The following is a 12,888-nucleotide window of genomic DNA, read 5'->3' on the forward strand; positions in this document are numbered from 1 at the left end:
TCGCATCCAATATTCCTTGATAGACAAAAACTAAACAACACTGTGGTGTCGAGCGGTCGTTAGGCTCTCGCAACAACAAAGTGCTCCAACTTCATTACGTGCTGCTCAGGCACTTTTCGACCAATTGGTTCGAAGTAGCGCCCATTTAGATCCTCCAGAGTCTTATTTTCTGCCACTTTGAAGCCGTAGCCAGACAACATTTGCTCTATCTCATCACTGCGATAGAAAGACACCCACGGCTCCCCAAATTTATCTGATAAGTCTTTAATCGTGTTCACACGTTTAACTACATGGGGATAGCCATCTCCAAAGCAAGCTTTAGGATCGCTGTTAAGGCGTTCGTCAACGTAAGACATCAAGAAAGTTGCATCTGTACGATGTGTGAGAGCGGCCAATGCTTCAATGGTAGTGGCTAACGCAGGTTTAGTAATGTACTGAGAAACACCTTCTAAGGTGAAGATAGTTGGTTTATTTGGATCAAAGCCGGATGCCAATAATCGCTCAACGAGAGATTGGTGATTAAAATCCACACTAACGTAACTCACATTCTCTGAGTTAAATAAGTGTTGGGGTAGTTTTTTACGCTTTCTCTTTTGCACTTCAGCTTGATCGACTTCGAAAACCCTGAGGCTGGAAGGCAGGTCAAGGCGATGCGCCCTTAAGTCATAACCTGCACCCAAAATCACGTATTGGTCGACCCCATTTTCCACCGCCTCTTGAATACAATCATCAAAAAATCGAGTTCTCGCAATAAGGTGCTGATGGAATCCAGGGGCAAACTTCTCTGTGATCAAAACAGATAGCCGATGACCCATCAGCTTGATGAGACTCGCACCTAACACGAATCGTTTTGCGTACGGATCGCTAATGACCCTCTTACTCGGTGGTGCCAGTGTCTCGATTAAGCGTTGCTTCGCCACGCCTTGCGCGGTCGCATCTTTACCAAACCAAAAGCTCATAGTTGCTTACCTCGGGTTCTTTGTAGAGTGAACAGTTCGAACCTAGAAACATGTGAGAAGGAGATAACAATCATTAAAATACTAATCAAACACAAACATTTAATGACAAAAATACCAATATAGCTTAAAAGTCACTCCTTTACTTTGAATTAAGTAATAGAACTAAAACTACTCACACAAAATATCTCGATAAAGATCACACATTTAAAACCTCACCAGAAAACGACATATAAGCATACCACCGAGATTGGTAATTTAATTAAAATACTGGAACACCTCTAATTAGATTTAAACATTCTAAAACAAGAACAGAATTATTATAACTCTTCGACGCAATCGCCATTTCAAGGGCAACGGCATTGACGACAGTCATAATATTAAAGAACACTTCCCTTAGAGTAAATTTTAAACCCCAAAAAGGAATTTTGAATGAACATCGCAATCGTTGCCGGTAGCCAAAGAACAAACTCACAAAGTATCAATGTGGCTAATTATCTGGCAACACTCGCTGGCGAACACTTTGAACAGGTCAATGTTCTCGACTTGCATCATTTAGCTTTACCACTTTGGAATGAAGGCGTGTGGCAAGACAGCGAGGAATGGGCACCATTTCAACCCATTAAACAACAACTCAAGCAATCTGATGCCTTTATTTTTATCACGCCAGAATGGCATGGAATGGCAACACCTTCACTAAAGAATTTTTTGATGTTGACTACCGACGACGAATTGGCACACAAAGCGGCGTTATTGGTAAGCGTCTCTGCTGGCGTCAATGGCGTATACCCTATTAGCGAACTGCGTATGACTGGAAATAAAAACAATCACGTCTGTTTTTTGCCAGACCATCTTATCTTTAGAAACTGCGAACAAACGTTGACTGCCGATCACCAATGTACAGACCAAAATCAACATGTTAGAAGCGAATATACGCTCAAGTTACTCGCAGCCTATGCCAATGCTTTAGCCCCCGTACACCGAGACATGGTAAGTATCGGTAAACCATTTCGATACGGAATGTAATGAACAACTAACTTTCAACCAGATAAAGCGTAATCGCAAGGAGAAATGGATGAAGTATAGAATAAAACAAAAAAATGAAGACTTTAGGGTATGCGAAGTCATTAACTTAGATATTGCCGATAGCCCTACTAACTATCAACTTTTTTGTTTAGTGAAGAGTGGTATCTCAACATTTAACGCTATAGATATTATTAGCCAAGAATTTAACCTAGAGGAAGGTCAAATTGGCGTAGCCGGTTTAAAAGATGAAGAAGGGATCACGCAGCAATATCTCACAATTGAAAGTCATAAAGTCCCTAGTAAATTTAATGATAAAGACAGTAACTTTTGGCTTGAGTTATATCAAATCGGTTTCTCCAACAATAAAATCACTGTTGGTTCTAATCTTGGAAACGCATTTAATATCGTATTAAGAGGACTTGACGAAGAGGCTCAAAATGCCCTTACAAGCATTAATGAAACTCAGCTTAGAGTCCCCAATTACTATGACAGCCAACGTTTCGGCTTACCCAATCAACCTGCGCTGACACATCTGATCGGACAACACTACCTTGAAGGTAATCTCGATAAGTGTCTTGAATTCGCACGGGAATCGGGTGTGCTGGCGAATAGAGAGGTAACGCTAGAGAACCTAGATTTTTTAATACCTATGCGCGAAAGGGCTTTTTGGCTTTGTTCTCATGGCTCACACATGTGGAACAAGAAGCTCAGTGAACTCATACAAGCAGAAGGCTCCGCTAGCGCCTCTATCCGTATCGCGGACAACAGCTACTTTGCTCCAAACCAAGATGACTTTGCAGCGCATAAGCTTCCGAATAAATTAGCCATAGACAAGTGGCGAGCAATCGACGGCGAAATAAAGAAACTGTCTGCAACCAGGGACTGCTTTATTTATTGTCATTTTAAATCTGAGCCGCTCGACTCAGATAGCTGTGAGTTGCAGTTCACATTGCCGACTGGTAGCTACGCAACGATGGCAATAAAAGGCATCTTAGGTGTTTAATTGGCCTTAGTATTACAAAGGACGAAAGGTGCGACACCTTTCGTCCTTTTCGTTTCTCCGTCAATGTGCGCAGCAATAGTTAGCCCGCTGACTGAATCCACACCACATTCTCATCTGATGTCGGTGTCTCAAACCAAGACCAAAACAACTCCAGCATCTCTGGTGTCATTTCATAAGATCGGCCGTTGAGTTCTGAGTTACGAGCAGATGCTCTCTGCTTACAAACATCAAATCCGACATCCAAATAATGAATTTCACTGCTCGCAGCTACACTCGATGCCCATTCAGTAAAAGCAAGCCGATCCGCTTTCGTCCAAAAACCAAAATCAAATACAACCGGCACACCGAGCGAAAAAAGCTGTAAGGCAGAGTCTTTAAATAACCCTTGAAGCGTTGCCAAACGACGATCAAAGAGCTCCCGCTCCATATGCTCGCCATATAGAGGGATCATCCACTCATCAATAGAAAACCGAAACGCAGCGTGTTTAGCGGCCAATGCTTTAGAGTACGTTGTCTTACCGGAGCCAATAAAGCCACATACGAAATAGATTTGGGTCATTCTTACAGCTTTTCTCCTAGCGCTAGTTGTGTTCTCACTTGCTGCAATTTCTCTAGTTCAAAAGACTTGTTGGTATTTTCTCCATGCATTAAAGCACTGTTCTTGAGCTTTTTGCTAACACGAATAACCGTTTCTGTTGAACATCCCGAATAAGCCGCAATTTCCCTGTATGTCCACTTATAACCTACATCAGCGGTAACTAAATCAATCACGCTATCAATTACCCTTAACTCGACGCTGTGCGTAGACATTTTGGACAAACGGATCTCAGCGTGGCGAAGCTCTGTTGCCATTTCAGAGAATAGATAACGAACGAATTTTGGGTTCTCTTGAAAGAACTGATCTAAATCGCGCACCACGACACGTTCAAGAGTGAGATCAGTTAAAGCTTTGGCACCTACGTGATAATTCTGTCCAGAAAGAAGCGTTCGATAGCCAAAATATTGATTGGTTTTGTAAACGCGACTCATCACCTCTTTTCCATTCAGCAATAAGCGTTGCAGCGATACCAAACCAGAGACGATAAAATAGAAACAGTCTGGTTCGTCATGTTGATCATAGAGAAATTTTCCCTTTGGCAAAACAACCGTTTTTATGTCGCATGCCGCTAATCGGTAGTGTTCCATTTTCCCTCCGGAATGCTTCGTAACCTCATATCCACCGACGATACCAGCATAAAGGTTGGGCTTGCTAGGCTGGATATCTAACTACGAACGATAATATCAATTATATGAACCGACACCACATTCTCTAGTAGCAAAAACAAGAAAAAAGCCGAACTTAGCATAGACTAAGTTCGGCTAAAAGACTCACATTCTGCAGCTAAGCTTTAGCGCTTTCAAACTGCTTTTGTTCCTGTAACGCTTTCTCTTTGTGGATAGCGTTCATATCTCCGGCGATGGCTTCAGCCGAAGTGCCAACAATAATCTGAATCGTTGTCGGAGTTGGTCGAATTACACCTGCGGCTCCCAACTTCTTACAAACCGAATCCTCAATCGTTGAGCTATCAGTAACGGTAAGGCGAAGACGCGTCATACAACAGTTAATATTGGTGATATTGTCGTACCCTCCAACAGCATCATAGTAAGCAGCGGCTAACCCACTCGTATCTGTCGTTGAGGCGACAACTTCTTCCTCCTCATCATCGCGCCCAGGAGTCTTAAGATTGAAGTACTTAATTGCGGCAGTGAAGGTAACAAAGTACATAGCAAAATAAGCAAGACCTAGAGGGATGATTCGAATCGGGTTCGTTGCGAGCCCCCAGTTCAACACGTAATCGATGAAGCCTCCCGAGAAACCAAAGCCATGTTTAATATTTAGCCAATCACTGATTACGTAAGATGCCCCCATAAAGATAGCGTGTAGAGCGAATAGAATTGGCGCGGTGAACATGAACAAGAACTCAACAGGTTCTGTGATCCCCGTCAGGAAGCTTGTAAGCGCTATAGAGACCAACATCCCCACTAAAGCTGGACGACGTTCTTTTTTAGCTGTTACATAGAACGCTAAGCAGACCGCTGGTAGACCAAACATCATCACGACATAACAGCCCGTCATAAATGCACCCGCTTCAGGGTCACCGGCAAAGAAACGTAGCTGGTCGCCAATGATCTCTGCACCACTTTCATCTGTGTATGAACCAAACATGAAGCGGACAATACTGTTCAGAATGTGATGTAAACCAAATGGAATAAGAAGACGGTTCATTGCACCATAAACAAATAGACCGGGTTCGCCACTTTGGATCATCCACATACCAATGTCGTTGATTGCAGCACCAATAGCAGGGAAGCCATGCCCAACAATGAAGGCCATGAAGATAGAGCACAGTGCCGTCACGACAGGAACAAAACGCTTCCCTCCAAAGAACCCAAGCCAATCTGGCAACTTAGTATCTTTGAAGTTGTTGTAGAGATAGCCCGCCATAATACCGGCGATAATGCCAGATAAGACACCCATCTTAAGGTCAGGTGTGATGGTTTTTGCACCTTCGAGAATGATCAGGTGTGCGATAACGCCAGCAACGCCAGCAGTACCATTGTGGTCTTTGGCCAATCCGACGGCGATACCGACAGCAAACAGTAAAGGTAGCCCGCCAAATATCGCTCCCCCAGATGCTTTCACAAATGGTAAATCAAGCAAGTCTGCAGACCCAAAACGAAGTAGCAAGGCCGCCACAGGTAATACAGCGATAGGTAGCATTAAAGCACCGCCTACCCTCTGTAGTTGATTTAATATTGATGACAGTAATTGTTTCACACGTGCCTCCAAGCATTCTGCTTAAATTATACTATTTATAATAACAACCCAATTCATAGCCCTGAGCTATACATCCTTTCGTAATTAAACGTTATTAGGTTTTGTATTACGCAGATATGATGATGATCATAGCACGATGACAACTTTATCAATGTGTGAACTACGGCTTATTTTTCCAACAAACACTAAAAATCCATAAACCAGTATGACGACAGTCATACTGTATCTTCTCGATGCACCTATATATTAAAAACAACGACTTACCAGGGTGCTCATATCCCCCACATTGATGTGCACCTATTTTATTTAGATATACGCTAGTTTATTAATCAACCTGGTAATTATGTAACATTAAATAATCCAAACAGAATGAAGCATACGCACCAATATTAAACTAGCCACACACATTACGAAGAATAAGTTTTATTCGGAAACAGACGTAGAGAATTAGAGATTATGAATGTATATACTTATTTAGATGACGTTGCGGTTTTTCGTGTAACACAGCAAGCAGAAATAGAAGTAAATGGTGAGTACGAATGGCGGCTAGAAGTTGAGCCAAAATGCACATTGCCATCAGGCACCAAGTTTGTCATTACCGTTCAACCATATCAGCATCAACTGTCTGAAGAGTATTTACAATGCTACGACTACTGGAAACCAAGCTACATTTACGCATTAGCTGATGAAGAAAGTCTAGAAATTGATGTCGCCATCAAGAAAGTCGACACAAACTTTAGTCATATCAACCGTTGGAAGGACTCTTCTAGACAAGCGCACATTACTCTAATTGACGAGTTTCAAACCGGACAATCGTTTCATGTTCAATTTGGCGGCGTAGACCGACTATTTTTAAAAGGTGACGCGGCGCCAACCCGAGTGGGTATTCGTGCATTTAACGAGGATGTTTGTCGCATTGAAAAAACATTTGATATCACCTTAGGTGGCCATGATGTCACTCGACGCTTACCTGTATTCCCAGAGATAACGCTTAAGCCGGGAGCTGCAACAGAACTCTCACTGGTTGCCCCTACATTGGTTGAACAAGATAAGCCCTTCAAACTCACGATGCTTGCAATGGATAGGTTTGAGAATCCTGTCAAAGATTATCAATGTGACCCGTTAACGGTTGTCTTCACTAATCTTGATAGCGGTGAGCGACTCCAATTTCAGAATGTCCCATATGGAGATGTCGAAGCACGACTCCCTACTGGTCGTTATCTTGCAACAGCAGAAAATACCGAACTACACATTGCCCCAGCCGCCATCAAGGTTGAGGAAACTGTAGAGCAAAAGATCTATTGGGGTGATACACACACGCACTCAAATTTAACCGCCAACATTCGTGACAATGACTGTGGTGCATACCCTCGCAATGCATACACTTACGCAAAAGATGTTGCTCGTCTCGACTTTGTAGCGCTATCGGAACAAACATTTACTTTTAATGAAGACCGAAGCCTCAACATCGACAAAGCCACATGGCAGGAAATTGGCGAACAATGCGACAAATTCAATCAGGAAGGCGCATTCGTCACATTCTGTGGCTTTGAACTCCATGGCCGACGTGGTGATACGGTGGTGCTATTCAAAAATTCACTACTAGAAGAAAAGTATCCAGATCGTGAGGTCAGCATCATCCATGATATTTGGGACATCTACAAAGGGCGTGAGTTCATTACCATCCCTCACCTGCATAGATTCTGTAATGGCCGCAACCCTAAGCATGTCGACAATCAAGACGCTAAATTCGAGAAAGGGTTTGATCTCGCCAACTGGGAACCTAGTAGTAACGATGAAACCATGATTGAAGTCTATTCCGCTCAATGGGGAAGATTTGAATATGCCAAAAACCCTATGGTTCATAAAGCTCGTAATAACGTCAAAGACAATACGGTCGTCGACTTCCTAAATCGTGGCAAAAAATTTGGCTTCGTTTCTAATAGTGACGGTCATGATGGAAACCCAGGCTATGGCGGTATTACTGGAGTTATAGCCGACTCCCAAACCCGTGCAGATATCTTCGATGCCATGAAGGCACGTCGTACTATTGCCACCACCCATCCACGTATGTTCCTAGACCTTCAATTGGACAGCGTAAAAATCGGCAACGATGCTAGCGAATCAGATAGTTATCAACTGCACATCGAGGCCATTACCCCTAATCCCATGACCAAGGTCGAGCTTGTTGTTAACGGTGAGGTTTTCGAGAAATGGTCAGTCGGTGGTCACAAGTTTGATATCACTTTGAATGAGTTCTCATTAGAGGAAGGAGCAACCTACGTGTACCTGCGTGTTTTCCAAAAAGATCGCAATATCGGTTGGACAAGTCCGATTTGGATTAAGTAACTTCCCCCCCCCTTAGCTCCCTTAGTTGGTTATTGCCAGTAGAGGGAGCTAAAAAGAAAATCGCTCTCTGGAGTTCATCATGTTAGCTGACATTCTCACCCTCCCACTCCATCAAATCACGTACGCAATATTCATTGGTATCACTGTGGGTGCGCTTATGACCATGACGGGTGTTGGTGGTGGAGTCGTTATTATTCCCGCGCTACAACTCAGCTTTTCCATGCCAATAGTCACAGCTGTTGGCACTGCGAGTATCATTGCGACCTTAATTAAAATAAACGCAGCATTGAATCATATCCGCTGCAAAAACGTGAACTGGCATCATGTAAAGGTCATTCTTATCAGCGCCATTCCTACGCTAATCATCGCCACTGAAATTATCGTAAGATCAGCAGCTAACCCAACACTTCAGCCCTTCACTGAACGTTTTGTGCAAGGCTGCGTTGTCATCACTATGGCCGGCGCATTCGTTTCTCTCTATTTAGGGCGCAAAACAGAACTGACATCCTCGAGTAAACAAACAAATACGTCCGCTGCTCTCAGCGTCGGGGCGTTGAGCGGATCAGTACTTGGTACGACGGGAATTGGGGGTGGCGTCATACTGCTACCAGCACTAAAAAACATTCTAGGAGCTACAGTCAGGCAAGCTGTGGGGAGCTCAATCGTCATCGCCGTCATACTCTCTGGAGTAACGGCGATTCGTTATAGCAGCAGTAGCCAAAGTAACATTGCTATCGGGCTGCTCGTTGTATTAAGCTCTTTCGTAGGCGTGAAGATTGGCATTAAAGTACTAGAAAAAACATCCGATAGAGCCTTAATCAATCTATCCTTGTTCGCAATTTTAACCAGTTTAATAACCACCGTTATTCTTTGAAGGGTAAGGTTTGGGGTTACACAGGCGTCTGCCTCTCACTCAAAAACCGCCTCAATATCTTAATGATAGACAGCGTTCTAACTCTTCTAGCGACCATTTGGGGTAAGAAAAGCGGTGGTAAAACCCGGTGATTTTTCATTCTCCGGGTTGTCTTATTAAAGCGGGTGAATCGATTACGATTGACTCCCTTTAGTAACACCACTCAGTAGTGCCGCTATCATTGAATTCTCGGGCTCTTGGTACTTTCCTACACAATAAGTCATGTGCCCATAGCCTTCAGGTTCATGCTTGTAGTTCGCTTTTAAGTGCTCTGCTAACCATTTCCCTTGCTCTGCAGGTATGGCAGAATCATCATCAGAATGCCAAACATGAGCATTGGAGTTAGCTAAGTGCTTTACATCAAAGCCCCAATCAAAACACGTATCTTGTGCAGATTCCCAAGCTGCGCCAGACGTACCACGTACAACAGAGCGCCGCATGGCCTTTTCAAACCGCGACACTAATTCCTTGTCTGCTTTGACCTTTGGGAAACCTTTTCTGATTGGAGTACTCGCCAAGCTCGGTGGTAACACACCAAATACCAAGCGAAACAAGGCAAAATACCAACCCATGTAAAACTGCTTTAACTGTTTTGAGGTTGGTGTCCCTCCGGTACCAATGGTTGCTCCGGTTCCGAGTTCCTCACACAAAGCCGTTGGTAACAGCGGTGCATTTAGCCCTAAGCCAATACAGCGATCTCCAAAATGGAGGGCAGCCGCCATAGCGTGAGGCGTGCCCTGAGAATGCCCCGTAATGTGGAACGCCTCAACCCCTTCTGCATTTAACACCGCCTCCAAGTCTTCCTTTGGCCAGTCCACCACTCTTCTACCCGGCTTTTCATCAGAAAACCCACAGCCAGGTAAGCTAATGGCGATACCTCTACAACCCAAAGAAGAACTGATTTTCTGATAGGTTTGGCGCTCGAAACCCGCTTCAAGTCCAGAGCCGTGCATATTGATTACCACTGGTGCCGTAAGGTCTTGGCTGCCGTAAACACAATAAGCGACACTCCGTCCATCTCTCGTGATTGCTATCTTTTGTTGGCTGTTTTCCAATAAGTTTGAATCTATCGGCTTCATACCTGATTCACGAAAACGAGTTCCCCAAAAGTTAAACAGGCACAGCGCTAAAATGCACAGCACTACTATCATCAAAAAACTTATCATGATGTCTCCAATCTTTTCGTTTTTAGCCAGTTAATTCCCATTATTTCGACATGTCATTTCAACGAGCTTGCGCATCCAAACGTGGCTCGGGTCGGTGTTGAAAAACTTATGCCAGAATAGAAATAGCGCCCCAGGTTCAAGCTCTATCGGTATCGGTTTAGCAACGAGAGTGCCCTCAGCGACAATATGTTTAACCGCGCTGTAGGGATAGCACATCAGCAAATCGCTGTGTCTGCAGACCGAAATTGCACTCTCAACATCCGGGACATTGAGGGCGATATCAAGAGGTATATCTCGCTTATTGAGTATGTCCATCAGCAACCAACTGCCCACACCGCCAGTCACTACGTGTATATGCCGATATTGAGTAAATGCCGTTACGTCCCAATCTATCTTTAATGCTGGATGATCTGGGCGCATCAGACACACTGAGTAATCACGAACGAGCTCCACACACTCGAGATCTTTTGGCAGTTTATGAACTTGGTTACTCGCTCGCTCGTCGTACTCAACCATTCCAATACCAAAGTCCGCATCCCTTTTAAGTAAACGCTCGAACGTTTGCTGATCCCAAGTTTTGGTCTTCAATTGAATACTTGGTGCCTGTTCCAACGCCTCTATCACAACATTTGAATAGATAGAGCTATACGCAGTTTCCACCAGCTCAAATTGAAACAAACGCTCGCTCTCACCGGGATCAAAGTCTTCCTGCCAACTCAGCATATCCACTTGTAGCAAAATACTCTCAACCTGTGGCGCGATTTGCAGCGCTTTCGGTGTCGGAAACAGCCCTTTTGGTGAACGCTCGAACAAAGGATCATCAAACCAGCCTCTAAGCCTAGTAAGCTGCTTACTCACCGCCGACTGAGTCAAGAATAGCCTTTCTGCGGCGCGGCTTATATTGCGCTCCTCCATAATCACCTGAAAACATGAGAGTAAATTCATGTCAGTTTTTATAGGCGCGTTAAACTTCACTGTAGTATTCCTTTCATTCATATCATTCTGGAAATATCGTCAATTCCAATCATATACCATCTCAGCTAAGTTACCTCTTAAACAACCAGCTTGGAGTTAATGTTATGAACTATGCGGCACTTCCAAAAATCGATTTACACTGCCACCTTGACGGCAGCGCGCGACCAGAAACCATTTATGAGCTGGCGCTAAAAGACGGAGTAACCGAAGGCCGTAACAAAGAGGTACTAATTAACTCCCTGTCCGTTCCAGAAGAATGTAAGAATCTCGACGAGTACTTAGATTGTTTCGCTCTACCCTTGCAGGTAATGCAAACTACAGAGGCACTAGAGCGTATTTCATTTGAACTATTTGAAGACGCGGCAAAAGAAAACGTTAAGTACTTAGAGGTAAGATTTGGGCCATTGCTTCATCAACAGAAAGGCTTAGCGCTTTTTGAGATCATTGACAGTGTTGTTAAAGGAATGAGGCGAGCGGAAGCACTTTACGATATCCACGGCAACTACATCTTGTCTGTGCTTCGTGGCATGCCAACTGATGACATCAAATCTGTCATTGATGCTGGTGCTCCTTGGCTGAATAAAGGCGTGGTTGCTTTTGATATCGCAGGAGGAGAAAAACCAGGCTTTTGCAGCGAGTTTCCTGAATTTACTCAGTACGCTGCCGATAAAGGGTATCGACTCACAATTCATGCAGGGGAGCAATGGTGTGGCCAAAATGTGTATGACGCAGTGACTATGCTCGATGCCGAGCGCATTGGTCACGGCGTTCATATGAAAGATCACCAGCAGGCTTACTCTGTAGTGAAAGATAATGCAATTGCGCTAGAGCTATGTCCGACAAGCAATGTGCAAACCAAATGCGTTGAGAAATTTGCTGATCACCCTGTCAGAGATTTCCATAAAGACGATGTGGTCGTCACCATTAACACTGACAACCGCACGGTGTCTAATACCACGATGACTAAAGAAGTGGAGAAGGTGTGTGAGACGTTTAAACTCACCCAAGAGGACTATAGAAGCATCTATTTGAGTAGTGTTTCTAAGTCTTTTGCATCCAAAGAAGTCAAGCAGCACCTACTTGGTTTTGAAGGCCAGATCATAGTGTAACTAGCGTCGGTATGAGTTGCGATAGCCGTTCTTTAGGCTATCGCACTTCCAGCTCCAACCATTCAATTGTCATCAATTTGGCTTAATCTGCGCCAGTTTCAGGTAAGAGTGCAGCTCATCGTTCTTGTACTCAACCGCAGAGTGAATATTGACATCTGCATTGCCTATTACACCAAAGGAATAGCGATTTTCCCCTTTGATGATTTCCACATGTAGGATTCCGTCAGCTAAGAACCACCTCCCCTGCGTTTCAAAACGATCGAACAACCGATACTCATTTAGCGCACCATCTGCATGAAACACCACTTCGGTGATATAGCCTTCCGTACATGTTTTGACCCAATGGGTGTCTGCTACATCGGCAAGAACAAGCTCTCGTTTGCTGTTTTGCCATTCCTGAAACATTATTGGGTCGATCGAGCCCAAAGCATCAAAGGTTGGCGACACGAGTTTGTTTGTGTGCGATTCTCTAAAGAAAAGCTGGGGGAGGAGCTGCTCTTTGGTCATATTTGTTCCTTATCATTTTACAAACATTTCTAGGATCACTGACCGTCTAAACAATGCCCAGAGTCC

The 12,888-nt window shown here is 44.0% G+C and carries 12 protein-coding genes; 5 read left to right on the forward strand and 7 right to left on the reverse strand.

Going from position 1 to position 12,888, the window contains the following annotated elements; all coding sequences use genetic code 11:
- Nucleotides 1-59 precede the first annotated feature (59 nt).
- The gene (locus PG915_RS17485; protein WP_353499699.1) at nucleotides 60-959 is read right to left on the reverse strand and encodes a class I SAM-dependent methyltransferase; all 900 of its coding nucleotides are present in this window, start codon (nucleotides 957-959) and stop codon (nucleotides 60-62) included.
- A gap of 429 nt (nucleotides 960-1,388) precedes the next feature.
- On the opposite strand from PG915_RS17485, the gene PG915_RS17490 reads away from it, so the two are divergent.
- Both PG915_RS17490 and truD read left to right on the forward strand, forming a co-directional pair.
- Nucleotides 1,389-1,982 carry an NADPH-dependent FMN reductase gene (locus PG915_RS17490; protein ID WP_353499700.1) on the forward strand — a complete coding sequence of 198 codons (594 nt, stop codon included), beginning with the start codon at nucleotides 1,389-1,391 and terminating at the stop codon, nucleotides 1,980-1,982.
- Between the two features lie 49 nt (nucleotides 1,983-2,031).
- On the forward strand, nucleotides 2,032-2,985 hold the full coding sequence (gene truD / locus PG915_RS17495) for a tRNA pseudouridine(13) synthase TruD (RefSeq protein WP_353499701.1): 954 nt from the start codon (nucleotides 2,032-2,034) through the stop codon (nucleotides 2,983-2,985).
- 79 nt (nucleotides 2,986-3,064) lie between these two features.
- Here truD and PG915_RS17500 read toward each other — a convergent pair whose 3' ends face one another.
- The 3 genes from PG915_RS17500 to PG915_RS17510 all read right to left on the reverse strand — a co-directional run bounded on the left by PG915_RS17500 (nucleotide 3,065) and on the right by PG915_RS17510 (nucleotide 5,803).
- Complete coding sequence (locus tag PG915_RS17500) at nucleotides 3,065-3,544, reverse strand: AAA family ATPase (RefSeq protein ID WP_353499702.1); 480 nt, start codon at nucleotides 3,542-3,544, stop codon at nucleotides 3,065-3,067.
- Nucleotides 3,545-3,546: 2 nt separating this feature from the next.
- On the reverse strand, nucleotides 3,547-4,170 hold the full coding sequence (locus PG915_RS17505) for a Crp/Fnr family transcriptional regulator (RefSeq protein WP_353499703.1): 624 nt from the start codon (nucleotides 4,168-4,170) through the stop codon (nucleotides 3,547-3,549).
- Between the two features lie 196 nt (nucleotides 4,171-4,366).
- The gene (locus tag PG915_RS17510) at nucleotides 4,367-5,803 is read right to left on the reverse strand and encodes a PTS transporter subunit EIIC (protein WP_353499704.1); all 1,437 of its coding nucleotides are present in this window, start codon (nucleotides 5,801-5,803) and stop codon (nucleotides 4,367-4,369) included.
- Nucleotides 5,804-6,259: 456 nt separating this feature from the next.
- On the opposite strand from PG915_RS17510, the gene PG915_RS17515 reads away from it, so the two are divergent.
- Nucleotides 6,260-8,152 (forward strand): DUF3604 domain-containing protein, encoded by a 1,893-nt coding sequence (locus PG915_RS17515; protein ID WP_353499705.1) that lies wholly within the window; start codon nucleotides 6,260-6,262, stop codon nucleotides 8,150-8,152.
- 79 nt (nucleotides 8,153-8,231) lie between these two features.
- On the forward strand, nucleotides 8,232-9,026 hold the full coding sequence (locus PG915_RS17520) for a sulfite exporter TauE/SafE family protein (RefSeq protein ID WP_353499706.1): 795 nt from the start codon (nucleotides 8,232-8,234) through the stop codon (nucleotides 9,024-9,026).
- Between the two features lie 173 nt (nucleotides 9,027-9,199).
- Here the strand turns inward: PG915_RS17520 and PG915_RS17525 are convergent, their stop codons facing one another.
- On the reverse strand, nucleotides 9,200-10,231 hold the full coding sequence (locus PG915_RS17525; protein WP_353499707.1) for an alpha/beta hydrolase: 1,032 nt from the start codon (nucleotides 10,229-10,231) through the stop codon (nucleotides 9,200-9,202).
- A gap of 30 nt (nucleotides 10,232-10,261) precedes the next feature.
- The gene (locus PG915_RS17530; RefSeq protein ID WP_353500148.1) at nucleotides 10,262-11,176 is read right to left on the reverse strand and encodes a LysR family transcriptional regulator; all 915 of its coding nucleotides are present in this window, start codon (nucleotides 11,174-11,176) and stop codon (nucleotides 10,262-10,264) included.
- A 134-nt stretch (nucleotides 11,177-11,310) separates the two neighbouring features.
- Between PG915_RS17530 and add the strand changes: the two genes are divergently transcribed.
- Nucleotides 11,311-12,315, forward strand: coding sequence for an adenosine deaminase (gene add / locus PG915_RS17535; protein WP_353499708.1), 1,005 nt, complete (start codon nucleotides 11,311-11,313; stop codon nucleotides 12,313-12,315).
- Between the two features lie 72 nt (nucleotides 12,316-12,387).
- Here the strand turns inward: add and PG915_RS17540 are convergent, their stop codons facing one another.
- Nucleotides 12,388-12,822, reverse strand: a complete 435-nt coding sequence (locus PG915_RS17540) for a hypothetical protein (RefSeq protein WP_353499709.1) — start codon at nucleotides 12,820-12,822, stop codon at nucleotides 12,388-12,390.
- Between the last annotated feature and the right edge of the window lie 66 nt (nucleotides 12,823-12,888).

The sequence above is a fragment of the Vibrio sp. CB1-14 genome, assembly GCF_040412085.2.
GTDB classification, from domain to species: Bacteria; Pseudomonadota; Gammaproteobacteria; order Enterobacterales; family Vibrionaceae; genus Vibrio; species Vibrio chaetopteri.